We start from the raw sequence: 26,262 nt of genomic DNA, 5'->3' as shown, positions 1-26,262 counted from the left end.
AAAGAAAACTCCGATACTGCATGCCAACATCATTGATCGGAGTTTTTCATGCCCATTGCCTTGCTCGCGCTGACCCTCAGCGCATTTGCCATCGGAACCACCGAGTTTGTCATCGTGGGGCTGTTGCCCACCATCGCCGCCGACCTGGGCGTGAACCTGCCGTCGGCCGGCCTGCTGGTCAGCCTGTATGCGCTGGGTGTCGCCGTCGGCGCACCCGTGCTGACTGCCCTGACGGGCAAGATCCCGCGCAAGACCTTGCTGTTGTCGCTGATGGTCTTGTTCACCCTGGGTAACTTGCTGGCATGGAAATCACCGGGCTACGAAACCCTCGTCGTCGCCCGCATCCTGACGGGGCTGGCGCATGGCGTGTTCTTCTCGATCGGCTCGACCATCGCCACGTCCCTGGTGCCGAAAGACAAGGCGGCCAGCGCGATTGCGATCATGTTTACGGGCCTGACCGTGGCCCTGGTGACGGGCGTACCGCTGGGCACCTTCATCGGCCAGCATTTCGGCTGGCGCGAAACCTTCCTCGCCGTCTCGGCCCTCGGCCTGGTGGCGTTCATCGGCAGCCTGCTGTACGTGCCATCGAACATCGCCCACAGCAAACCGGCGTCCCTGCTGCAGCAAGTGCAGGTACTGGCCCAGCCGCGCCTGCTGCTCGTGTATGCGATGACGGCCGTCGGCTATGGCGGCTCCTTCATCGCTTTTACCTATCTGGCGCCGATTTTGCAGCAAGTGTCGGGCTTCAGCGCCGGCGCCGTGGGCGTGGTGATGCTTGTGTATGGCGTGTCCGTGGCGTTCGGCAATATCTGGGGCGGCAAGCTGGCCGACAAGAAGGGCCCCGTCAGCGCCTTGAAACTGATCTTTTTGCTGCTGGCGTTTGTTTTGCTGCTGCTGACCTTCACGGCGCCGCATCCGGTGCTGGTCGTCATCACCGTGCTGCTGTGGGGCGCCGTGGCCTTCGGTAACGTGGCCGGGTTGCAAGTGTATGTCGTGCAGCAAGCGGAGCACTTTACGCCCCGCGCCGTCGACGTGGCGTCGGGCCTGAATATCGCCGCTTTCAACCTTGGTATCGCCGGCGGCGCCTGGGGTGGCGGCCTGATCGTCGAACACCTGGGCCTCGTGCACACGGGCTGGATCGGTGCGCTCGTCGTGCTCGGTGCGTTCGGCTTGACAGCCTTGAGCGGCCGGATGGACCGTTTGAGTCCCATACCTGTGCGTGCCGGCGGTGAAAAGTCGATCCATGCGGTGGGACACTAGGCTAGCCTGATCTGCCAGTAAGTTTCTGGCAGAAAACACCGAAACGGGCGAGAATGACGTTTACTTTCCTCTTGCCCATATTTCCCATGTCCGATACAGCAATGTCACCGTTGCGCCTGCGCGCCGCCATCAATCCAAAACCGCTGGGCGTCGCGCTTGTGCTCATCGTGCTCGGCGCCTGGTATCTGGCGCAAACCGTCGGCGCCACATTGTCCGCGCTGTACGTGGTGGGCGCCTTGCTCGGCATCACCCTGTATCACGCGGCCTTCGGTTTTACGTCCGCCTGGCGCGTCTTCATCGCCGATGGGCGCGGCGACGGCTTGCGCGCACAAATGCTGATGCTGGCCGTCGGCGTGGCGCTGTTCTTCCCCGCGCTGTCGGCCGGCACGCTGTTCGGCACGCCCGTCGCGGGCCTCGTTTCTCCGGCCGGCACCTCGGTCATCTTTGGCGCCTTCATCTTCGGCATCGGCATGCAGCTGGGCGGCGGTTGCGCGTCCGGCACCCTGTACACGGTGGGTGGGGGCAGCACGCGCATGCTCATCACCCTGGCCGCCTTCATCGTCGGCTCCGTGATCGGCACGGCGCACATGCCGTTCTGGACGTCGCTGCCACAGCTCCAGCCCATTTCCCTCGTGACGACCCTGGGCCTGGCGCCCGCGCTGGCGCTGAACTGGATCGTCTTCGCGCTGATCGCCGGCATCACGGTCTTCGTTGAAAAGCGCCGCCATGGCAAGCTCGTCGCCACGCCATTGCGGCCCGCGCAGGCGTCGCCCTGGCTGCACGGTCCGTGGCCGCTGGTGGCGGGCGCCGTTGCACTCGTCGTGCTGAACTTCGCCACTCTGGCGCTGTCGGGCCGCCCTTGGGGCGTGACGTCCGCGTTCGCGCTGTGGGGCGCGAAGGCCGCGTCCGTGGTCGGCATCGACACGGCCAGCTGGGCCTACTGGTCCACCAAGGCCAACGCGGCTGCGCTGGCTGCGCCGCTGACGCAAGACAAGACATCCGTGATGGACATCGGCATCGTCTTGGGCGCCATGCTGGCCGCGGCGCTGGCCGGCCGCTACGCGCCCGTGTGGCGCATCCCGCGCCGTTCGGTGATCGCCGCCATCGTCGGCGGCTTGCTGCTCGGCTACGGCGCGCGCCTGGCCTACGGCTGCAATATTGGCGCTTACTTCAGCGGCATCATCTCTGGCAGCTTGCACGGCTGGCTGTGGCTGGTCTGCGCCTTTCTGGGCAACGTCGTCGGCACGCGCTTGCGTCCGTGGTTCGGTCTGGAAGTGGAGCGCGTGAAACGCAGCGGCTGCTGATGCCTGATTGACCGGGGGCATTGCTGTACGCTTTGTTGTATATTGCTGCCCCTGTTCCTTTTTGCCGCCAGCGCAACGCCCATGTCGCCCCTCATCCTGTTTGCCGTCGTCCTCGCATATTTCCTGATCCTGCTGGGCGTAGCGTGGCGCACGTCGCGCCATGCGACCAACGACAGTTTTTTCATCGGCAACAAGGATAGCAACTGGATGCTGGTGGCCTTCGGCATGGTGGGCACGACACTTACGGGTGTGACCTTCATCAGCGTGCCTGGCGCCGTGGGCAGCAACGGTTTCGGCTACATCCAGCTGATGATCGGCTACGTGCTCGGTTACCTGGCCATCACCTTCATCTTGCTGCCGCTGTACTACCGGCTGCAGCTGACCTCCATTTACCGCTACCTTGAACTGCGCCTGGGACGGCGCTCCTACCAGAGCGGGGCGGCGTTTTTCATCGTGTCGCGGCTGTTGGGCGCCACGGCGCGGCTGTATCTGGTGGTCAATATCCTGCAAGCGACCATCCTCGACAGCCTGGGCGTGCCGTTCTGGCTGACGTCGTGCGCCGTGCTGCTGCTGATCCTGCTATACACGTATGAGGGCGGCGTCAAGACCATCGTCTGGACCGATACCCTGCAAACGGCGTGCATGCTGGCCGGTCTCGTCATCTGCAGCGTGTTTTTATTGCGCGCAATGGACCTGTCCTTCGTCGACAGCCTCGAGCGCATGCGCGCGCAGGGCCTCACGCGCATCTTCACCGTCGATCCGGACAGCCCCGCCTATGTCTGGAAGCACATCGTGGCCGGCATGTTCATCACGATTGCCATGACGGGCATGGACCAGGAGATGATGCAAAAGAATATCTCCGTGCGGACCTTGCGCGACTCGCAAAAGAATATGCTCAGCCTGACCGTGGTGCTGACGGGCGTGCTGCTGCTGTTCCTGTTCCTCGGCGGCTTGCTACATCTGTACGCGCCGCTGGCCGGCGTGACGGCCACGGGCGACAAATTGTTCCCCGCCGTCGTGCTCGGGCATTTCCCTGCCGTCGTGCAGCTGATCTTCTTTATCGCCCTCATTTCCGCCCTGTTTCCCAGCGTGGACGGGGCGCTGACGGCGCTCACATCCACCTTCTGCATCGATATCCTGGGCGTGCAGCGGCGGGAGGACCTGAATCCGGCCGCGCAGATGCGCTGGCGCCGCCGTGTCCACCTGGGGTTTGCCGCGCTGTTCCTGATCCTGATCATGGCCTTCAAGTGGTTCGACGATCCCAGCATGATAGGCGTGATCCTCAAGCTGGCCAGCTATACCTATGGTCCGCTGCTGGGCCTGTTCGCCTTCGGCTTGCTGAGCCGGCGCGGCGTGCGCGACCGCTGGGTGCCGCTGGTGGCCGTGGCGGGGCCGCTGCTGTGTGCGCTGATCGAGCGGGAGCAGGCGCTGCTGTTCGAGCATTACCGTATCGGCCTGGAATTGCTGATCCTGAATGGCGCCCTGGTGCTGGGCGGCCTGTTCCTCATTTCGACGCCGCCAGGGCAGGCCATCAAAGGCGCGGCACACTTGTCAAAATAAGACGATTCCGCCCGTTTTCAGTTATATTGATTTCCTTTAGGTACACAACCTCACGGAGCATCAATGTCACTCAACCCCTTCCCGCCGCTGCGCCGCGGTTTTGGCGCATTCTGGCGCGCGCTCGACGCCACCCGCCGCGCGGTCATCAATCTGATCTTCCTGCTGATCGTCATCGCCATCCTGATCGCCATCTTCGGCGGCGGCGCCAAGCCCCTGGCGGAAAAGACCACCCTGGTGCTGGACTTGCAAGGCCCGCTCGTGGAGGAAACCCCGGGCGGCGTGCGCGAGGCCGTGCTGGCCAATGTCAGCGGCGAAGTCAAGAAGACGGTGCAGCTGCGCGATGTGCTGGCGGTGCTCGACACGGCTTCCAAGGACAAGGACATCGGCTCGATGGTGATCCTGCTCGACGAATTGCAGGGCGGCGGCCTCGCTTCGCTGCGCGAAGTGGCGGCCGGCGTGGAACGCTTCCGCGCCACGGGCAAGAAAGTCACGGCCTGGGGTTCCAGCTACAACCAGCGCCAGTACCTGGTGGCCGCCAAGGCCGATGAGGTATTCCTGCACCCGATGGGCGGCGTCATGCTGGAAGGCTTTGGCCGCTACCGCAATTACTACCGCGATGCGCTCGACAAAGTAGGCGTGACGGTGAACCTGCTGAAAGTGGGCACGTACAAGAGCGCGGCCGAGCCTTTCATCGCCAACGGCCCGTCCGAAGCGGCGGCCGAAGCGGACCGCTACCTGAACAACGGCCTGTGGACCACCTACACGACGGATGTGGAAAAGGCGCGCAAGCTGCCGGCCGGCGCCATCATGCAAACGATCGATAACCTGCCCGCCATGATGACGGCTGCCGGTGGCGACATTGCCAAGCTGTCGCTCGATGGCAAGCTGGTCGACGGTCTGAAAACGCGCGATGAACTGCGCCAGTTCATGATGGCGCGCGGCGCGAAGAACACGGAAGGCACGAACTTCCGCCAGGTGAACTACACCGATTACCTGGCGCGCCTGCGCCCCGTGCATGTCGGCGACGCCGTCGGCGTGGTCATCGCTTCGGGCGAAATCGGCGACGGCATCGCACCACCGGGCGCCATCGGAGGCCTGTCCACCTCGCGCCTGATCCGCCAGGCACGCGAAGACAAATCGATCAAGGCCATCGTGCTGCGCGTCGATTCGCCGGGCGGCAGCGCCTTCGGCTCGGAACTGATCCGCCGCGAACTGGAACTGACGCGCGCCGCCGGCAAGCCGGTGGTCGTCTCGATGGGCAACGTGGCCGCTTCGGGCGGCTACTGGATCAGCACCTCGGCCGATGAAGTGATCGCCGACGCGGCCACCATCACCGGTTCCATCGGCGTGTTCGCGATTCTGCCGACGGCCGACAAGGTGGTGGAAAAGCTGGGCATCCACACGGCCGGTTCGCCGACCACGTGGCTGGCCGACGCGGGCAACCCATTGCGCCCGCTCGATCCGCGTTTCGCGCAAGTGATCCAGGGTTCGATCAACCATGTGTATGGCGACTTCCTGAACCTGGCCGCCAAGGCGCGCAAGACGACGCCCGAGAAAATCAATGAGGTGGCGCAGGGCCGCGTCTGGACGGGCTTGCAGGCGAAAGAGCGCAACCTGGTCGACCGCATCGGCAGCTATGGCGATGCGCTGGCCTCGGCGGCCAAGCGCGCCAAGCTGGGCACCGATTACCGCGTGACCTACCTGGAGCAGGAAACGTCGAACGTGGACCGGTTGATCGGCATGTTCGGCTCCAAGGCCATGGCTTCGCTGGGCCTGGGCGAACACGTGAAACTGGGCCTGGCCACGACCGGCTTGTCGGCCGATGCGGCCCTGGGCATGGCGCAGGACCTCTCCTGGCTGTCGGGCATCACGCGCGAACATAAACCGTTCATGGCCCTCACACACTGCCTGTGCGAGGTGCCGTTAGGCGGCAAGTAATCGCAGTAGTGATATGACCTCAAGCCGGCTTCGCCCGGCTTGTTTTCCTTGAGGAGCAGACTATGGCAAGCGATATGAATGCAGACACCGACAACACGATCACCATCCGCCCTTGCGCCAAGGGCGACGAACACGCGCTGGCGCTGGTGGGGCAGGCCACTTTTCTTGAAGCGTTCGCCGGCATCCTCGATGGCGCCGACGTCATCGCCCATTGCCAGCGCCAGCACGACGTGCAGTTGTACCGCGACTGGCTGGCGCTGCCGGCCATGCGGCTGTGGCTGGCCGAGGCCACGCCGGGCGGCGCGCCCGTCGGCTATCTGGTGCTCAGTCCCGCCGGCCTGCCGGTGGCCGACCCGCGCCCGAACGACCTGGAAATCAAGCGCATCTACCTGCTGCACCGCTTCCAGGGCCAGCGCGTGGGCCGGCGTTTGATGCAGGCGGCCGTGGAGCAGGCGCGCGCCAGCGGGGCGGGGCGCGTGCTGCTGGGCGTGTACGCGGAAAACCACGATGCGCTGGCGTTCTATGCGCGCTGCGGCTTTGCGCAACTGGGCCGGCGCACCTTCCGCGTGGGCCGCACCGACTACCAGGACGTCATCCTCGGCATGACCTTGTAAATTCACGTAAAGAATCGCCGCTGTCTCCCGTCGCCTGGGCACCCGCGCGGCGCCAGGTCAAGCCGGCTGGCCGGAGATTTGTAGCGAGTTTGTATCTGCATGCGAGTCGCCCGAGTCACGTGCTCGCTAGGGCGCGGCGCCCCGCAAGCCTGATTTTTCCACCATTCCCCCACAGTGGCGGCCCGCCTGCCGGCCCGTCGGATCTTCCCATGCCTGCCAGGCTGTGTGTAATTGTTTCAGGTAGAAATGAAACAGTTACATGACTATGCTAGAGTCGTTTCACGCTAGGGAGCGATGTTTTTTCAGCTGATTTTCAGCTCTTGACTCCCCCGGCTTTGTACCGAAACAACCCCGAAAAACGGTCGTCCTGCCTGAGTGTGTTCCACCTCGGCCGGCGCCACAGACTCGCCGTGCCAGCGGCCTAGACAAGGATAAGCGATGGATTCGCAGACTACACCCAACAACCCGCGGCGCAGCCGCCGTTCGAAAATCGTCGGCACGGTCATCGCGCTGGCCGTGATGGCGGCGCTGGGGGGCGGTGCCTGGTACCTGACCCATTCCGGCACCAGCGCCCAGGGCGGCCCAGGCATGGGCGCCGGCGGTCCTGGCGGGCCAGGTGGCCCGGGCGGGCGCCGCGGCGGCCCTTCGACCACCGTGGGCGTGGCCACGGCCGTCAAATCCGACCTGCCCGTGGTGCTCGATGCGCTGGGCACGGTGACGGCCGCGTCCACCGTGACGGTGCGCCCGCAAGTGTCGGGCATTTTGAAGGAATTGAAATTCAAGGAAGGCGGCATGGTCAAGGCGGGCCAGGTGGTGGCGCAGATCGACCCGGCCCAGTTCGAGATGGCGCTGATGCAGGCCACGGGCCAGCGCCAGCGCGATGAGGCGCAGCTGGAAAATGCACGCCTGACCCTGAAACGCTATCAGACTTTGCTGGGCCAGGATTCCATCGCGCGCCAGGACGTCGATACGCAGGCCGCCCTGGTGAAACAGCTGGAAGGCACCGTCATGACGGACCGCGCATCCGAAGGCACGGCCAGACTGAACCTCGGCTACACCAAGGTGGTGTCGCCGATCAGCGGCCGCGCGGGCCTGAAGGTGGTCGACATCGGCAACCTGGTCAGCACCAGCGACACGGGCGGCGTGGTGGTGGTGACGCAGCTCTCGCCCATCGACGTCGAGTTCTCCGTGCCGCAGGATAAAGTGCAGACTATCCAGGAGCGCCTGAATGGCGGCGCGGCCCTGGCGGCGCTGGCGCTGGACCGCACGCGCACGCATACCCTGGACAAGGGCAGCTTGACGGCGCTCGACAACCAGGTCGACGTGCAGACGGGCACCGTGCGCGCCAAGGCCCGCTACACGAATGACAAGATGGCGCTGTTCCCCAGCCAGTTCGTCAACGTGCGCCTGGAGCTGGGCAACATCACGGGCGCCGTGCTGGTGCCCGTCACGGCCCTGCGCCACAGTAACAACGGCGACTTCGTCTACGTGCTGAAAGCGGATAAAACCGTCACCGTGCGCATGGTCACGCGGGGCCAGGCCACCACCGACATGGTGGAAATCCGCGCCGGCCTGGAAGCGGGAGAGCAAGTCATCACGGAAGGCGCCGACCGTCTGAAGGAAGGCGCGAAAGTCACCTTGGCGGGCGACAAGCCGGCCATGGGCGGCGCCGGTGGAGCGGGAGCGAATGGCGAACGCCGCCACCGCCGCCAGCACGCTGATGGCGCGGCCAGCGCACCGGCCGCATCGGCTGCTGCACCGGCGCCGGCGACCGCTCCCACTCCCGCTAAGGGCGCAGCGCAATGAGTCCATCGACGCCATTCATCAAGCGCCCCGTCGCCACGGCGCTGCTGATGCTGGCCATCGTGCTGGCGGGGCTGGTCGGCTTCAAGTTCCTGCCGCTGGCCGCCTTGCCGCAGGTGGACTTCCCCACCATCCAGGTGCAGACCTTGTATCCGGGGGCCAGTCCCGAAGTCATGGGGCAGACGGTGACGGCGCCGCTGGAGCGCCAGTTCGGACAGATGTCGGGCTTGCAGCGCATGAGTTCCACCAGCGCGGCCGGCGTGTCCATCATCACCCTGCAATTCACGCTGGGCCAGACCCTGGACGTGGCCGAGCAGGAAGTGCAGGCGGCCATCAACGCGGGCGGCTCGCTGCTGCCGACCGACTTGCCGGCGCCGCCCGTGTACGCGAAGATCAACCCGGCCGATGCGCCCGTGCTGACCCTGGCCATCACGTCGGATACGATGCCGCTGACGCAGGTGCAGAACATCGTCAATACGCGCCTGGCGCTCAAGATCAGCCAGGTCAACGGCGTGGGCCTCGTCTCGCTGTCGGGCGGCCAGCGTCCGGCCGTGCGCATCCAGGGCGACACCAAGTTGCTGGCGTCGTACGGCCTGGGCCTCGACAGCCTGCGCACGGCCATCGCGGCGGCCAACGTCAATAGCGCCAAGGGCAGTTTCGACGGCCCCACGCGCTCATTCACCATCAACGCCAACGACCAGCTGGTGACGGCGGAAGACTACAAGCGCCTGATCATCACCTATAAAAATGGCGCGCCCGTGCGCCTGTCCGACGTGGCCAATGTCGTCGACAGCGCGGAAAACACGCGCCTGGGCGCCTGGTCGGGCAAGCAGCCGGCCATCATCCTGAATGTGCAGCGCCAGCCCGGCGCCAACGTCATCAAGACGGTCGACGCCATCAAGGCCTTGCTGCCCGACCTGCAGGCCAGCCTGCCGGCGGCCATGAAGCTCGACGTGCTGAGCGACCGCACGACGGGCATCCGCGCCTCGGTCGAACACGTGGAAATGGAACTGCTGTTGTCCGTGCTGCTGGTGGTGCTGGTGATCTTCGCCTTTTTGCACAGCATGCGCGCCACGGTGATCGCCAGCCTGTCCGTGCCGATCTCGTTGATCGGCGCCTGCGGCGTCATGTATCTGCTCGGTTACAGCCTGAACAACCTGTCCTTGATGGCGCTGACCATCGCCACGGGCTTTGTCGTCGATGACGCCATCGTCATGATCGAAAACATCGCCCGCTACATCGAGGAGGGCGAAACGCCGATGGCCGCCGCCCTGAAGGGCGCGTCGCAGATCGGCTTTACCATCATCTCGCTGACGGTGTCATTGATCGCCGTGCTGATTCCCCTGCTGTTCATGGGCGATGTGGTGGGCCGCTTGTTCCGTGAATTTGCCATGACCCTGGCCATCACGATTCTGATTTCCGCCGTGGTCTCCCTGACCCTGGTGCCGATGATGTCGGCGCGCTGGCTGAAAAGCCACGCCGATGAAAAAATCAGCGCCACGGGCCAGCGCATCCAGGCCTTCCTCGACCGTGTGATCGTGCAGTACGACCATGCGCTCGTGTGGGTGCTGAAACGCCAGGGACTGACCCTGCTGGTGGCCCTGGCCACCCTGGTGCTGACCGTCATCCTCTACATCACCATCCCGAAAGGCCTGTTCCCCACGCAGGACACGGGGCAGCTGCAGGCGCGCATCGAAACCTCGCAAGCCGTCTCGTACGAACGCATGGCCACCTTGCAGCAGGCGGCCGCCAGCGCGTTGCTGGAAGACCCCGCTGTCGATACCCTGAGTTCCCTCGTCGGCGTCGATGCAGCCAACAACACCATGCTGCACACGGGCAGCATGCTGATCAACCTGAAGCGTCCGCGCAGCGGCAGCCAGGACGAGGTCATGGAGCGCCTGCGCAACCGCGTGGCCAAGGTGGCCGGCGTGACCCTGTATCTGCAGCCGACGCAGGATCTGACCATCGATGCGGAATCGGGCCCGACGCAGTACCGCGTCTCGCTCGAAGGGGCCGACACGGCCACCGTTACCGAGTGGGCCGGCAAGCTGGCCGCGCGCATGCGTGAAAAATCGCAGCTGCGCAATGTCGTCACGGATGCGGGCGCCACGGGCGCCGCCGTCACCGTGGCGATCGACCGCGACAGCGCCGCGCGCATGTCCGTGACCACGGCCACCGTCGACGACGCGCTGTACAACGCCTTCGGCCAGCGCATCATTTCGACGATTTTCACGGAAACCAACCAGTACCGCGTCATCCTCGAAGCACAGCCGGGCATCGTCACCACGCCGTCCGATCTGTCGGACCTGCAGGTGCGCACGGGTTCCGGCAAGTCGACGCCGCTGTCCGCCTTTGCCAGCGTCAGCGAAAAACAGGCACCGCTGCAAATCACGCACGTGGCGCAATACCCGGCCACGACCCTCGGCTTCGACACGACGCAGGGCGTGGCGCTGGGCAGCGCCGTCGACGCCATCCGCCAGGCGGCGAAAGACATCGCCTTGCCGCCATCGGTGACATTGACTTTCCTCGGCGCGGCCGGCGCGTATGAAAACTCGCTGTCGAATCAGCTGTGGCTCATTCTGGCCGCCGTCGTCTGCGTGTATATCGTGCTCGGCGTGCTGTACGAAAGCTACATCCACCCGCTGACGATTCTGTCGACCCTGCCGTCGGCCGGCGTGGGCGCCTTGCTGGCGCTGATGATCTCGGGGCAGGACCTGGGCGTGATCGGCATCATCGGCATCATCCTGCTGATCGGCATCGTCAAGAAGAACGCGATCATGATGATCGACTTCGCCATCGAGGCCGAACGCGATGAAGGCAAGAGCCCGCAGGAAGCCATCCACCAGGCGGCGCTGCTGCGCTTCCGTCCCATCCTGATGACGACCCTAGCGGCGCTGTTCGCGGCTGTGCCGCTGATGCTGGGCTGGGGCGAGGGCGCCGAGTTGCGCCGTCCGCTGGGCCTGGCCATCTTCGGCGGCCTGATCGTCAGCCAGGTGCTGACCCTGTTTACCACGCCCGTCATCTACCTGGGCTTCGACCGCCTGGGACAGCGCTTCGCCTCCAGAACGCGGGGCGTCAACCTGGACAAGCCGGCCGATAACGCGGGGAGCGCCGCGTGAACCTGTCCGAACCGTTCGTCAAGCGTCCCATCGCCACCGTGCTGCTGACCATCGGCATCGCGCTGGCCGGTGTCGGCGCCTTCTTCGTGCTGCCCGTCTCGCCGCTGCCGCAGGTCGATTATCCGACCATTTCCGTCAGCGCCAGCCTGCCCGGCGCCAGCCCAGCGACCATGGCCACGTCGGTGGCCACGCCGCTGGAACGGCGCCTCGGCGTGATCTCGGGCGTGAACGAGATGACGTCGTCGTCGGGCACGGGCTCGGCGCGCATCAACCTGCAGTTCGACCTGAACCGCAAGATCGACTCGGCCGCGCGCGAAGTGCAGGCGGCGATTGCCGCCGCGCGCGTGGACTTGCCTGCTACCTTGCGCAGCAATCCCACTTACCGCAAGGCCAATCCGTCCGACGCGCCCGTGATCATCCTGGCGCTGACGTCGAAAACGCGCACGCCAGGCCAGATCTACGACGCCGTGTCGAACCTGGTGCAGCAGAAGGTGGCGCAAGTCAAGGGCGTGGGCGACGTGGAACTAGGCGGCGGTTCACTGCCGGCCGTACGCGTGGAACTGTTGCCGTACCAGCTCAATCACTACAGCGTGTCGATGGAAGACGTGCGCGCGGCCATCCAGGCCAGCAACGCCAACCGGCCCAAGGGCGCCATTTCCGGCGACGAACGCAGCCTGCAAATCTATTCGGGCGCGGCGACGGCTTCGGGCGGGCGCAGCGCGGCCGACTACCGCAGCCTGGTCGTGGCCTGGCGCGACGGCGCCGCCATCCGCCTCGACGACGTGGCCGAAGTGGTCGACGGCGTGGAGAACAACAATACCCTGGGCCTGTTCAACGGCGACCCGGCCGTCATCGTACTGATCACGCGCCAGCCGGGCGCCAACGTCATCGCCACGGTCGACGGCGTGCGCGCGCTGCTGCCGCAACTGCAGGCGCAGCTGCCGGGCGACATCAAGCTGCAGGTGGCGTCCGACAGCACCAATTCCATCCGTTCCTCGCTGCACGAGATCGAGTTCACCCTGATCCTGTCCATCGTGCTCGTCGTGCTGGTGGTCAGCGCCTTTTTGCGCAGCGTGCGCGCCACCATCATCCCGGCTGTCGCTACCATCGTCTCGCTCTTGGGCACCTTCGGCGTGATGTACATGCTGGGCTTCAGCCTGAACAACCTGTCGCTGATGGCGCTGACGGTGGCCACGGGCTTTGTCGTCGACGACGCCATCGTGGTGCTGGAAAACACGCAGCGCCACATCGAGGCGGGCATGGACCGCTTCAAGGCGGCCCTGCTGGGCGCGCGCGAAGTGGGTTTTACCGTGCTGTCGATCAGCCTGTCCTTGGTCGCCGTCTTCATCCCGCTGCTGTTCATGGGCGGGCAGGTGGGGCGGCTGTTCCGCGAATTCGCCGTGACCCTGTCGGCCGCCGTGATGATTTCGCTGGTCATCTCGCTGACCACCACGCCGATGATGTGCGCCTGGCTGCTGAAAAGCGGCGAGCAGCACAAGCCGCCCGGCCTTGTCGCGCGCTGGTTCGAACGCGGTTTCGAGCGCATGCTGAAAGTGTATGAACACTGCCTGGACTGGGCCTTGTCCAGCGCCGCGCTGGTGATGACCATTCTCGTGTTCGTCGTCGGCCTGAACGTGTACCTGTTCGCGGCCGCGCCCAAGGGCTTTTTCCCGCAGCAGGATACGGGCCAGATCAATGGCGGCATGCGCGCCGACCAGAGCATCTCGTTCCAGGCCATGCAAAGCAAATTGCGCCAGCTGGTCGACATCATCAAGGACGATCCGGCCGTCGCCACCGTTGTCGGGTTTACGGGCGGCGGCAGGGCGGGGGGCGGTTTCATGTTCATCGACTTGAAGCCGGCGTCGCAGCGCACGGACAAGGGGCAAGCCGTGATCGCGCGATTGCGCCCGCAACTGGCCAAGGTGACGGGCATTTCGCTGTTCCTCAATCCCGTGCAGGATTTGCGCATGGGCGGACGCTCGAGCAATTCGACCTACCAGTACACCCTGATCAGCGACAACCAGGCGGACCTCAAAAAATGGGCGGCGAAGCTGGCCGACCAGATGAAGCTGCAGCCGGCCCTGATCGACGTCGATACGGACCAGGCGGAAAACGGCGTGGAAACCTTTGTTTCCATCGACAAGGACCGCGCCACGCAGCTGGGCGTGCAAGTCAAGGATATCGACAATGCGCTGTACAACAGCTTCGGCCAGCGCCAGGTGGCGACCATCTACGATGAGCTGAACCAGTATCACGTGATCATGGAAGTGGCGCCGCGCTATGCGCAAAGCCCCGAAGCGCTGCGCTCCGTGTACGTGCCGGCGTCGAATGCGGCCGCCGTTGCCGCCACAGGCTCCACGACCACTGCCGCCACCACCAGCGTGGCGCCGTCGAATACGACGGCCGCGCGCGACCCGTCCAGCGGCTCGGCCCTGTCGACCACCCTGGCGCACATGGTGCCGCTGTCTTCGTTCAGCAGCTTTGCCGAAAGCTCGACGGCCACGTCGATCAACCACCAGGGCGGCGAACTGGCCACCACCGTGTCGTTCAACCTGGCCGACGGCTATCCGCTCAGCGACGGGCAGGCCGCCGTGGCCCAGGCGGAGTCGGAAATCGGCATGCCCGTGAATGTGCGTGGCAGCTTCCAGGGTTCGGCCAAGAGCGCGCAGGACAGCAACAAGGAGCAGCCGCTGTTGATCCTGGCGGCCATCGTGGTGATCTACATCGTGCTGGGCATCCTGTACGAAAGCCTGATCCACCCGGTCACCGTGCTGTCGACTTTGCCGTCGGCGGGCGTGGGCGCCGTGCTGGCATTGCTGCTGTTCCGTATGGAGTTTTCCATCATTGCCCTGATCGGCGTGTTCCTGTTGATCGGTATCGTGAAGAAAAATGCTATATTGATCATCGACTTCGCGCTGGAGGCCGAGCGTTCGCGCGGCTTGAGTGCTGTGGAGGCGGTGCGCGAGGCATGTTTGCTGCGTTTCCGCCCCATTCTGATGACCACCCTCGCGGCGGCGCTTGGCGCCTTGCCGCTGGCGATCGGTTTCGGCGAGGGGTCGGAGCTACGCCAGCCCTTGGGGGTCGCCATCATCGGCGGCCTGATTGCCAGCCAGTTACTCACATTGCTGACCACCCCGGTGGTCTACATCCTGCTCGACAAACTGCGCACGCGCAGCGCCGACGAGCAGCAATTGAGCCGCATTCCTGGGCCAGATAACCCGAGCACACAATCATGAAGCAAGTAAAACCTATTCCATCCGCCGTCCCCGCACGCCACTTGCTGGCGCTGGCGGCTGCTGTCCTGCTGGCCGGCTGCGCCGTCAGCCCCGCGTATGAAACGCCGACGGCCGCCGCGCCGCAAACGTTCAAGGAGGCGGCCGGCTGGCAGCCTGCCGTGCCGGCCGATACCCTGGAACGGGGTCCCTGGTGGACCCTGTTCGGCGACGCGCAGCTGAACCAGCTGGCCGAGGGCATCGACATATCGAACCAGAACGTGGCGGCCGCCATCGCCTCCTACGAGCAGGCGCGCGCGCTGGTGCGCGAACAGCGCGCCTCGCTGTTCCCCACGGTGAACCTGACGGGCAGCGGCGCCCGCTCCGGTGGCGGGGGCGAGCAGCAGACGAACAACAACTTCAAGGCCGCCATCGGCGCGTCGTGGGAACCGGATATCTGGGGCCGCTTGCGCGCGGGCGTGACGGGCGCTGACGCCAGTGCGGCGGCCAGCGCGGCCGACCTGGCCGCGGCGCGCCTGTCGGCGCAGGGCGAACTGGCCACCAATTATTTTTCGCTGCGCCAGAGCGATGCGCAGATCGCGCTGCTCAATGCCACGATCGACGGCTACAAGCGCGTGCTCGAGATCACCAGCAACCGCTTCAACTCGGGCATCGCCGCCAAGTCCGACCTGCTGCAGGCGCAGACGCAGCTGGCCAATGCGCAGATCGATTTGTCGAGCCAGACGCGTGCGCGCGCCCAGCTCGAACATGCGATCGCCATCCTGCTGGGGAAGGCGCCATCCGACTTCAGCCTGGCCGTGGCGCCGTGGACCCTGACCGTGCCCGAGGTGCCGCTGGGCGTGCCGTCGACCCTGCTGCAGCGCCGTCCCGACATCGCCGCCGCAGAGCGCCGCGTGGCCGTGGCCAACGAGCAGATCGGCATCGCCCGCTCGGCCTACTATCCGAGCCTGAACCTGACGGGATCGTACGGCTCCGGCGCCAGCAAGGTGGGCGACCTGTTCAATGCATCGTCGAGCCTGTGGTCCTTGGGCGTGTCGGCCGCGCAAACGCTGTTCAACGCGGGCGCCACGACGGCCAGCGTGGATGCGGCCAAGGCGGGGCATGAGGCGGCCGTGGCGCGCTACCGCCAGACGGTATTGACTGCCTTTGGCGCCGTGGAAGACCAGTTGTCGGCCACGCGCGCGCTGGCCGAGCAGCTGGCCTTGCGCCAGCAGGCGTCGTCGGCCGCCGACCAGGTCGAGCAGCAGATGCTGAACCGCTACAATGCGGGCCAGGTCGGCTACACGGACGTGGTGACGGCGCAAGTGACGGCCCTGTCGGCGCGCCGTTCGCTGGTGCAGGCGCAGGCGGACCGCCAGACGACGGCCGTGGCCCTGATCCAGTCGCTGGGCGGCGGCTGGCATGCGCCGCAGGCGCAGTAGGGGGGTAGTAGGGGGCAGGCTGGCGCAGGGACAAACCCCTGCGCCAAATTCGCGTTTTATCGCGCATCTTGGGTGCTAGAATGCAAGATTATCAATTTTCAGCCTGACGCTTTGGCCGTGGCTGCTATCTTGCAGACGATGACACGCAGTAAACACAGCAATACTTCCGTTCCCGAAGTGGCCGCCATCGTTTTCCCGGTGGTGGCCATCGGCGCTTCCGCCGGCGGGCTTGATCCCATCGTCGCTTTCCTTGCCAACGTGCCGCAGGAAAGCGGGATCGCCTATGTGGTGATCCAGCACCTCGATCCCACGCAAAAGGCCATGCTGCCGGAACTGCTGCAGCGCGCCACCAGCATTCCCGTCACGGAAATCACGCACCAGGCGGAATTGCGGCCCAATCACATCTATGTGATCCCGTCGAATGCCGACCTGGGCCTGTCGAAAGGGCGTTTCGTGCTCAGCGAGCCGGTGCAGCTGCGCGGCCACCGCCTGCCCATCAATACTTTTTTCGAGAGTCTCGCCAGCGAACTGGGCGAACTGGCCGTCGGCGTGGTGTTTTCCGGCATGGGCAGCGACGGCACGCGCGGCCTGCAGGCGATCAAGCAGGCGGGCGGCCTGACCCTGGCCCAGCATCCCGATACGGCCAAGTTCGACATGATGCCGCAAAGCGCGATTGCCGCTGAAGTGGTCGACCTGGTCGATTTCCCCGACAAGATGCCGGGCAAGATCATCACCTATCTGTTCCGCAGCAGTTTTCTCAGCTTGCCCGGGCATGAGCCGAACGGGCGCAATTCCTTGCAGGAAATTGTTGCCTTGCTGTCCGAACATACGGGCAACAGCTTTACCGATTACAAGATCAATACGGTGCTGCGGCGCATCGAACGGCGCATGAGCTTGTATCAAATGACGTCGATGGAGGAGTACGTGCCGTATTTGCGGGCCAATCCCGCCGAAATCGACTTGCTGTTCAAGGAATTGCTGATCGGCGTGACGAACTTCTTCCGCGACCCCAAGGTGTGGGAATACCTGAAGATGGTGGTGTTTCCGCAAATGCTGGCGGCCCATCCGGACGGGCGGGCCTTCAAGGCCTGGGTGCCCGCCTGCTCCACGGGCGAGGAAGCGTATTCGCTGGCCATGGTCTTCCATGAAGTGGTGGCCAGCATCAATCCGCCGTCGAAATACAGCCTGCAGATCTTTGCCACCGACCTGTCGGCCGACGCGATCGACCGCGCACGGCAGGGTCATTTTCCGCACAGCATCATCAGCGACGTGTCGGCCGAACGGCTGGCGCGTTTCTTTGTTAATGACAAGAACGGCTACCACGTGAAGAAGGAGATACGCAACACGATCATCTTTGCCCAGCAAAACATCATTTCAGACCCGCCGTTTACCAAGCTCGACATACTGTGCTGCCGCAATCTGTTGATTTACCTCAATGCCAAGCTGCAGCAGCGTTTGATACCCTTGTTTCATTACGCGCTGAACCGCGACGGCATTTTGCTGCTGGGCAGCGCCGACACGCCCGGCCATTTTTCCGACCTGTTTTCGCCCCTGACCACGTCGACCCGGCTGTATCGCCGCCTCGACAACCTGGCGCGCCAGCGACTGCCCACGTATTTCCCCACCAAGGTATCGTTGGCATCCCCCCCTACACCTAGCGACACGAGAGAAGTCAGCATGACTGGAAAGATTCAATCCCATGTCGAGCAATTATTGCTCCAGAAATATTCGCCTGCCGCCGCGCTGCTGAACCAGGATGGCGACATCCTGTACATCAACGGCCGCACGGGCGCCTTCCTGGAACCGGCGGCCGGCAAGGCCAACTGGAATATCCACGCCATGGCGCGCGAAGGCTTGCGCTACGAGCTGGCGAGCCTGATCAAGCAAGCCCTGCAAAGCGAAAGCGTGGTGCGCCTGAAGGGGCTGGTGGTCAAGGACCACCTGGGACAATCGCTGGGCGTGGACCTGAGCGCCGAAGCGCTGAGCCAGCCCGAGTCCTTGCGCGGCATGGTCTTCGTGACGTTCTCCAGTGCGCCGCTGGTGACCGAGGTGCGCCGCGGCCGTTCGCCGAATCCGAAGGTGCTGGAACTGGAGCAGCAACTGGCGCAGGCGCGCAATGAAATCCAGGCCGTGCGCGACGAGATGCAGACGTCGCGCGAGGAACTCAAGTCGGCCAACGAGGAATTGCAGTCGACCAATGAAGAGCTGCAATCGACGAACGAGGAGCTGACTACCTCGAAGGAAGAGATGCAGTCGCTCAACGAGGAGCTGTACACGGTCAATGCCGAGCTGCAATCGAAGGTCGACGACTTGTCGCTGGTCAACAGCGACATGAAGAACCTGCTCAACAGCACCGATATCGCCACCATTTTCCTCGACAGCGACCTGCGCATCCGCCGCTTCACGGCGCCGGCCACGCAAATCTACAAGCTGATCCAGACGGACCTGCGTCGCCCGCTCAGCGACATCGTCAACGACCTCGACTATCCTAGCCTGGAAGACGATGCGCTGGAAGTGATCCGCAGCCTCGTGTTTTGCGAGCGGCAAGTGGAAACCAAGACGGGGCGCTGGTACAACGTGCGCATCATGCCGTATCGCACGATCGAAAACGTGATCGATGGCGTGGTGGTGACCTTCATCAACATCACGGAATCGAAACTGCTGGAAGCCCAGTTGCGCCAGATCCAGTCCGGCGCCGCGGCGGCCGGTAATAGCGGCGAGAACGTGTCATGAACGAGCCATTCGACGAGGAGGGCGCGCCGGCCAGATTGCGAGAGCAGGCCGAGCAACTGGCGGCGCAGCAGCGCCAGCCCGTGCCGCAGTCGAATGAAGACGTGATACGCCAGCTGCATGAGTTGCAGGTCAGCCAGATCGAACTGGAAATGCAGAACGCGGCCCTGGCAGAGCTGGAACAGCTGAAGAATGAATATGAAAGCAGCCGCGACCGTTATGCGCAGCTGTATGAACAGGCGCCCGTCAGCTATTTTTCGCTGGCGCGCGAGGGCGTCGTCACGCGTGTCAACGTGGCGGCTTGCGGCTTGCTGCAGCGCGACAAGAACCAGCTGCTGGGGCGGCGTTTCGAGCAATTCGTCGCGCCCCAGGCGCAAGGCAGCTTCCGCGGCTTCCTCGACGCCGTCTTTACGAGCGGTGCGCGGCAAGTGCTCGAGGCGCAGCTGTTCGGCGGATCGGCGGGCGGCATGGTGCGCATCGAAGCCAATTTCGACGCGGCCAGCGACACGGCGCGCATGCTGGTGACGGACCTGGGTGACGAGCACGCGCGCGAATCGGCCTTGCGGCGCGCCTTCGTCATCCTCGACAGTATCCGCGAGGGCGTGCTGGTGACAGACAGCGACAACCGCATCATTTCCGTCAACCCCGCCTTCACCACCATCACCGGCTACCAGGCCGAGGAAGCCATCGGGCGCGATCCATCCTTCCTCGGCGGCGGCACGCATTTGCCGCATTTCTATGAAGCCATGTGGCGCAGCCTGCACCGGGATGGCAGCTGGTATGGCGAACTGGTGAACCGGCGCAAGAATGGCGAGCGCTTCGTGGAATCGCTGTCGATCACGCCCATGCGCATGGCGGACGGCACCATCAGTCATTTTGTCGGCGTGTTTTCCGATATCACCGAGCGCAAGCTGGCCGAGGCGGACTTGCGCGAACTGCACCGCGAGCTGGACCAGCGGGTCATCGACCGCACGGCCGAATTGCTGCACGCCAACCAGCATCTGCAGCTGGAAGTGCAGCAGCGTGAGCGGGCCCAGGAAGCCTTGCGCGATGCCGAGCGTTTCTTTCATGCCACCATCGATTCGCTGACGGACCGGGTGCTGGTGCTGGACCAGGCGGGCAGCGTCGCGCATGCCAACCAGGCGTGCCTGGATTTTGTCGGGCAGATGCAAAAACCGCTGCATTACCTGGAGTTTTGCGAGACGGACCCGCGCTGGCAGCGCAGCGCCGGACGCGAGCTGGCCGCCGGCATCCGCTCCGTCATTGCCGGCCGTGCCGACACGTTTGCGCTCGAATATGAATTTATCACGCGCTCAGGCCCCCGCTGGTCGCAGGCCAGGGTCAGCCGTTTCCTCGGCGAAGGGCCGCTGCGCGTGGTGGTGGCGCACACGGACATTACCGAACGCAAGTTGATGGATGGCGCCCTGCGCCAGTCGCACGCGCAGCTGCGCCAGCTGGCGCTGCACCTGGAAACGGCCAAGGAAGACGAGCGCAAGCGCATTTCGCGCGATATCCACGATGAACTGGGGCAAAACCTGTTGGCGTTGCGCATCGATATTTCCATGCTCAGCGCGCGCACCGAAGGTTCCCATCCGCGGCTGCACCGCCGGGTCGGCGCCGTGCTCAGCAATGTCGACACCACCATCAAGAGCGTGCGCGGCATCATCAACGAGCTGCGTCCGATGGCGCTGGACCTGGGCTTGCAGGCCGCCATCGAGTGGCAAGTGGGCGACTTCCGCAAGCGCAGCGGTGTTGCTTGCCGCCTGCTGATCCGCGACGAGGCCCTGTTTGCCGCCATCGGCAGCCAGGCCGAGATCGTGCTTTTCCGCATCGTGCAGGAAGCGCTGAGCAACGTCATGCGCCATGCCCAGGCCAGCCAAGTCGAGATCGAGCTCAGTTCGGATGCCTGCGCCGTGTACGTGGCCATCAGCGACAACGGCATCGGCATCACGCCGCAGCAGCAGCGCAAGAAACAGTGCTTTGGCCTGATCGGCATCGCCGAACGGGTGACGGCGCTGGGCGGCCACTTCGAGGTGGGCTTGCCGGCCTCGGGCGCCGGATGCCGCCTGGCCTTGCAGATACCCCTGCAGGGAGTGGGACGGCCGGCCGCCTGATACAGAAATTGTAATCGGTTAATTTTTGCCGACTCAGCTCGCCTGGACAGGCTATACTTTCGCCTGCTTTTATGGAGGGGCATATCTTGTTCAAAACAATCGTTTTACCAGTCGCCTTGTTGGGCGCGTTCGCCGGCGCACACGCCGACGAAGGGCAATGGCAACCACACCAACTGCCACAGCTGAAAGCCGAACTGAAACGGGTCGGTATCGAAATTCCTGCAGAAAAACTGGCTGACCTGAGCAAGCACCCGATGAGCGCCATCGTGTCGCTCGGTGGCTGCTCGGCCGCTTTCGTCTCCGACGCCGGCCTGGTGGTGACGAACCACCACTGCGCGTATGGCGCCGTGCAGCGCAATTCCACGCCGGAACACAATTACATCACCAACGGCTTCCTGGCCAAGACGCGCGCCGCAGAGCTGCCGGGCGGTCCGAACAGCCTCGTGTATGTGACGGACAAGGTGGAGAACGTCAGCGACCGCGTGCTGAAAGGCTTGACGGCCGACATGAGCGGCCGCGCGCGCCACGAAGCCGTGGAAAAGCGCGTCAAGGACTTGATCGCCGAATGCGAAACGGACAAGATGTACCGCTGCTCCGTACCCGCCTTCCATCGCGGCCTCGAGTACTATCGCATCCGCCAGATGATGATACGCGACGTGCGCCTGGTGTACGCGCCATCGGACAAGATCGGCAACTTCGGCGGCGACATCGACAACTACGAATGGCCGCGCCACACGGGCGATTACTCGTTTCTGCGCGCCTACGTGGGCAAGGATGGCCGCCCGGCCGATCCGTCGCCCGACAACGTGCCGTACAAATCGAAGGATTTCCTGGTGGTCTCGGCCGAAGGCTTGAAAGCCGGTGACGGCATCTTGCTGGCGGGCTACCCCGGCCGCACCAGCCGCTACAAGCTGCCGGCGGAAATCCGTTTTGCGCGCGATACGGCTTTCCCGCTGAAAGTATCGGAACTGCAGGCCGACCTGGCCGTGATGGCCGATGCGACGAATGGCGACGCGGCCGCTGCCGTGCGCTATGCGAGCGTGGTGAAAAGCATCAACAACGTGCTCAAGAAAACCCAGGGCTTGCTCGACGGTTTTGCGCGCAAGGATATCGCCGCCATCAAGGACGTGCAGGATGCCGAGTTCCGCGCCTGGTACGCGAAACAGCCGAACGTGTCGCCGACCCTGCTGGCCGAACTGGACGCGGCGATCGCCAGCGACATGGCCTTGAGCGAAGAAGAGTTCGCCTGGAGCGTGGCCACTAGCAGCGACTTGCTGAAAAGCGCGCGCACCCTCTACCGCTTGTCGCTGGAGCGCCAGAAAGCGGACGCCGAGCGCGAATCGGGCTTCCAGCAGCGCGACCTGGCCTTCATCAAGGCCCGTCTGGCCCGCCTGGAGCAGTCGTACGTCAACAAGGTCGACCAGGCACGTTTTGAAGCTGGCCTGAAGCGTTACGCGCAACTGGCGGCGAAGAGCCATCCGCAAGGCCTGGACGCGCTGCTGCCGGCCCCAGGCGCCGTGGCCGCCCTGTACCAGCAGACGCAACTGGCCGACACAGCCAAGCGCCTGGCCTGGCTGGAAAAGGACCAGGCCGCCGTTGCCCAGTCCGACGACGCCTTCATGCAACTGGCCGTCAAGCTGCATCCGGTGGACGTGGCGCTGGAAGAGCGCCGCAAGGAAATCGACGGCAACCTCGAACGCGTGATTCCGCAATACATGCAAGCCGTGATCGCGTGGAAGAAGTCGCAAGGCAAACCTGTCTATCCTGACGCCAACTCGACCTTGCGCGTGACGTACGGCACCGTCTCACCATACTCGCCGCGCGACGGCTTGACCAAGGGACCGTTCACGACCGTGGAAGGCATCGTCGAGAAAGTCACTGGCAAGGCCCCGTTCGAAGCGCCGCAAGGACTGATCGACGCCGTCAAGCAAAAGCGCTACGGGCAGTTCCGCGACCCGGTACTGGGCACGGTTCCCGTCAACTTCCTCACCAGCGCCGACACCACGGGCGGCAACTCCGGCTCGGCCGTGATGAACAAGCGCGGCGAACTGATCGGACTGAACTTCGACTCGACGTATGAATCGATTACCAAGGACTGGTACTTCGACACGGCCATCACGCGCGCCATCCACCTCGACATCCGCTACATGCTGTGGGTGATGAAGGAAGTGGACCACGCGGATAACTTGCTGCAGGAAATGAGCATCAAGTATCCGAAAGCTGCCAAGAAATAATATTTCTTGGTTGAAATAAAAGCCGCATCCGCCGCAGGGCTGATGCGGCTTTTTTGCGTATGGGCAACTAGTTTGAGTTCCATCAATATGCCAGCGTTCACCATGGTTAGCATGGGTTAGGGGAACTATCCGAAGGAGGAAAAATGGATGATGGCGAGCTGGCAGCTGATCTGGCGCGCCTTTTCGGAGCGAGCTGGGGAGTCCAGGACAGCCGCTTGCTGCGCATGGATTTTCCGCGCAACGATGGTCCGCCCGATACCGCGCTGCTGGTCAACAGCTTGCGGGCACACGAGGAAATGTCACGCGACTTCCGCTTCGAGGCCGAACTGCTGTCCGACAATCTCCACGTCCCCTTGACAGCGATGATGGGCCGGATGGTCACGATTTCGATGGTGCGTGATGACGGCAGCTTGCGCTATTTCAATGGTTATGTCGGCGAATTTCGCTTGTTGCGCAGCGATGGCGGTTTCGCGTTCTACCAGATGGTGCTGCAACCCTGGCTGGCATTTTCCAGGCTGCGCATGGACAACGTCTCGTTCCACGAACGCACGGTCATCGATATCAGCGAAACGACCTTCGATCACTATTTGCAGCGCGACTGGCAAAACCGGCTGCATGAGGAAAAAGCGATATTAAGCTGCGCCAACCAGCATAATGAAACCGATTACAACCATCTGCACCGGCGCTGGGAAGACCAGGGTATCCACTATTGGTATGAACATCGCGCCGACGGTCATACGCTCTGTTTGGGCGACAATACCTGGCTGAGCGACAGCATCGACCCAGGCGATGGCCATGCCAGCGAAGCCGACGAAATGATGTTTCGCGGCGACGCGGGCTCGCTGGAGCGCGACGGCATACGCGATTGGCAGGCAATACGGAAGATCGCTTCAGGCTCGCTCACGCTGGCCAGCTTCAATTACAAGCAGCCGTATGCCAACCGCGCCAGCGGCCATGCGCTGCACCAGCAGGGCGACGTGTTTGCCCATGAACTGTATCAGGATACCGGCTATGGCTATACCGACATGGGCGACGGCGAAGCGCTGGCGCAACGCCGCCTGGAGGAGAATAACTGCCGGGTGCAATACTTCGACGCTGGCGGCAATCACCGCTGCGCCCAGGCCGGGCGCAGTTTCACGCTGGGCGGACACTTCAGCGGCAAGCAATCCATGCCGGCCAGAGGTGAACCGGCGCGCCCGGACATCGGCTCGCGCGAATACCTGATCTTGTCGGTCGATCATATCGCCAGCAACAATTACCAGGCAGGCACGGGCGCGAAGTCGCATTATGAAAACCGTTTTAGCTGCATCCGCAAGAGCGTCCGCTGGTATCCGGGGCGACAGTTCAACAGCACGCCTTGTGCGTTGCCCGGCGTGCAGACGGCGATTGTCACCGGGCCGGCAGGCGAAACCATCCATACCGACGGTCTGGGCCGGGTGAAGGTGCAATTTCACTGGGACCGGCTGGGCAAGTTCGACGCGGGCAGTTCGCCATGGATCAGGGTCATGACGCCATGGGCGGGCCAGGCGTTCGGCCAGATCGCGTTGCCGCGCATTGGCCAGGAAGTGTTGATCCAGTTTCTCGACGGCAATATCGACCGTCCCGTCATAGTCGGTGCTGTGTACAACGGCAACCATGCGCCGCCGTGGAATTTGCCGGGGCAACGCATGCTTGGGGGCTGGCGCAGCGCCGAGCTGATGCCTGGCGGCGGCTACGGCGTGCGCGGCAACCAGTTGGTGCTCGACGACACGCACCAGCGCATCCAGGTGCAACTGAAAAGCGATCATCAGCACAGCCAATTGTCGCTCGGCTGCATCAGCCGCATCGAAGACGCCAACGGGCGCAAGGATGCGCGTGGCGAGGGCTGGGAACTGGCGTCAGACGCCTGGGGCGTGGCGCGCGCCGGCCGCGGCATGTTGCTGACCACCGAAGCGCGCCCCGGTGCCGGCTCTCATATCAAGAGCATGGATGAAACCTTGCGCCGGTTGGCCGAGGCTGCTGAGCGGCACAAGGCACTTGCCGCCTTGGCGCAGCATTACGGTGCGCAAGAAAGCGCCGCCCAGCAGGGCGCCGCCGCCGATGTGCTGAAAGCTCAGCATGCCGGGATCCAGGGCGGTGGCGGCAATGGCGAAAACGCGTTTCCCGAATTATCTAAGCCGCATCTGGTGCTGGCCAGTCCGGCCGGTATCGAAACGACGACCGCGCAATCGACGCACATCGCCAGCGCCGAGCACACCGCGCTGACGACAGGGTGCGACCTGTCGCTGGCGGCCGGCGGCGGCCTGTTCGCCAGCATCGGCGCAGCGTTCCGCCTGTTCGTCCACAAGGCTGGCATGAAACTGATCGCCGCAGCTGGCCCGGTGCAGATCGCGGCGCAAACCGATGCGGTCGATATCGTCGCCAACAAGGTTCTGGAGTTGATCAGCCAGACCGACTGGGTGGATATTCGCGGCCGCAAAGGCGTGCGCCTGCATGGCGCCAATTGCATGCTTGAAATTAGCGACAAGGTGCAGTTTTTTACCGCGTCGCCGACGCTGTTCCATGGAAACCTGGAAACGCTGGCACCCAAGAACCGGCCGCAACCGGAGCTGGAACCGCCCATCGCGCCGGTAGCGGGGCAATTGCAGCATACGATCCAGGCCCATGCGGATGGTGGTCAATACGCGCACGTGCCGTACACGCTGTACAAGGGAGACGCCGAAGTCGAACGCGGCTTGACCGACGAATTCGGCCGCATCCTGATCGCGCATCAGGACGGCACGCCGCGCTACCGTGTCGTCCTTGGCAATGGTGAAGAGTTTTCATTGCAGGCCAGCGCACGCTTCGCCCCGAACGCGGCGGTGGATGGTGAACAGAAGCTGTCGAACCGCGGTTTGCGCGCGTTCGACGACACCGCCGATGGCCGCTGGGTTCAATGATGCACGACACTGAC

General features: G+C 64.1%; 13 protein-coding genes. All 13 read left to right on the top strand.

Annotated elements, in window-relative coordinates; genetic code table 11:
• The first annotated feature begins 48 nt into the window (after positions 1-48).
• The 13 genes from OPV09_RS20870 to OPV09_RS20810 all read left to right on the top strand — a co-directional run bounded on the left by OPV09_RS20870 (position 49) and on the right by OPV09_RS20810 (position 26,248).
• Positions 49-1,260 (top strand): MFS transporter, encoded by a 1,212-nt coding sequence (locus OPV09_RS20870; protein ID WP_338679281.1) that lies wholly within the window; start codon positions 49-51, stop codon positions 1,258-1,260.
• 86 nt (positions 1,261-1,346) lie between these two features.
• Complete coding sequence (locus OPV09_RS20865) at positions 1,347-2,564, top strand: YeeE/YedE family protein (RefSeq protein ID WP_338679280.1); 1,218 nt, start codon at positions 1,347-1,349, stop codon at positions 2,562-2,564.
• Positions 2,565-2,645: 81 nt separating this feature from the next.
• The gene (locus OPV09_RS20860; protein ID WP_338679279.1) at positions 2,646-4,124 is read left to right on the top strand and encodes a sodium:solute symporter; all 1,479 of its coding nucleotides are present in this window, start codon (positions 2,646-2,648) and stop codon (positions 4,122-4,124) included.
• 63 nt (positions 4,125-4,187) lie between these two features.
• Positions 4,188-6,062 carry a signal peptide peptidase SppA gene (gene sppA / locus OPV09_RS20855; RefSeq protein ID WP_338679278.1) on the top strand — a complete coding sequence of 625 codons (1,875 nt, stop codon included), beginning with the start codon at positions 4,188-4,190 and terminating at the stop codon, positions 6,060-6,062.
• A 74-nt stretch (positions 6,063-6,136) separates the two neighbouring features.
• Entirely contained in the window at positions 6,137-6,676 is a 540-nt protein-coding gene (locus OPV09_RS20850) for a GNAT family N-acetyltransferase (RefSeq protein ID WP_338679277.1), read from the top strand.
• A gap of 438 nt (positions 6,677-7,114) precedes the next feature.
• Positions 7,115-8,482, top strand: coding sequence for an efflux RND transporter periplasmic adaptor subunit (locus OPV09_RS20845; protein WP_338679276.1), 1,368 nt, complete (start codon positions 7,115-7,117; stop codon positions 8,480-8,482).
• Positions 8,479-11,598: an efflux RND transporter permease subunit gene (locus tag OPV09_RS20840; RefSeq protein WP_070302136.1), complete on the top strand. Its 3,120-nt coding sequence runs from the start codon at positions 8,479-8,481 to the stop codon at positions 11,596-11,598. The genes OPV09_RS20845 and OPV09_RS20840 overlap by 4 nt, the downstream gene beginning before the upstream one ends.
• A complete protein-coding gene (locus OPV09_RS20835) occupies positions 11,595-14,834 on the top strand; it encodes an efflux RND transporter permease subunit (RefSeq protein WP_338679275.1) in 3,240 nt (1,079 codons plus the stop codon). Before OPV09_RS20840 ends, OPV09_RS20835 begins: the two co-directional genes overlap by 4 nt.
• The gene (locus tag OPV09_RS20830; protein WP_338679274.1) at positions 14,831-16,252 is read left to right on the top strand and encodes an efflux transporter outer membrane subunit; all 1,422 of its coding nucleotides are present in this window, start codon (positions 14,831-14,833) and stop codon (positions 16,250-16,252) included. The genes OPV09_RS20835 and OPV09_RS20830 overlap by 4 nt, the downstream gene beginning before the upstream one ends.
• Before the next feature lie 138 nt (positions 16,253-16,390).
• Positions 16,391-18,985, top strand: coding sequence for a chemotaxis protein CheB (locus OPV09_RS20825; protein ID WP_219327373.1), 2,595 nt, complete (start codon positions 16,391-16,393; stop codon positions 18,983-18,985).
• A complete protein-coding gene (locus tag OPV09_RS20820; protein ID WP_338679273.1) occupies positions 18,982-21,096 on the top strand; it encodes a PAS domain S-box protein in 2,115 nt (704 codons plus the stop codon). Before OPV09_RS20825 ends, OPV09_RS20820 begins: the two co-directional genes overlap by 4 nt.
• 86 nt (positions 21,097-21,182) lie before the next feature.
• Positions 21,183-23,330: a S46 family peptidase gene (locus tag OPV09_RS20815; RefSeq protein WP_425324000.1), complete on the top strand. Its 2,148-nt coding sequence runs from the start codon at positions 21,183-21,185 to the stop codon at positions 23,328-23,330.
• A gap of 143 nt (positions 23,331-23,473) precedes the next feature.
• Entirely contained in the window at positions 23,474-26,248 is a 2,775-nt protein-coding gene (locus OPV09_RS20810; RefSeq protein ID WP_338679271.1) for a type VI secretion system Vgr family protein, read from the top strand.
• Positions 26,249-26,262: the final 14 nt, after the last annotated feature.

Source organism: Janthinobacterium sp. TB1-E2 (genome assembly GCF_036885605.1).
In the GTDB taxonomy this organism is placed as follows: domain Bacteria; phylum Pseudomonadota; class Gammaproteobacteria; order Burkholderiales; family Burkholderiaceae_D; genus Janthinobacterium; species Janthinobacterium aestuarii.
Note: the sequence above shows the minus strand (reverse complement) of the source record. Positions and strands in the feature narration are given on the sequence as shown.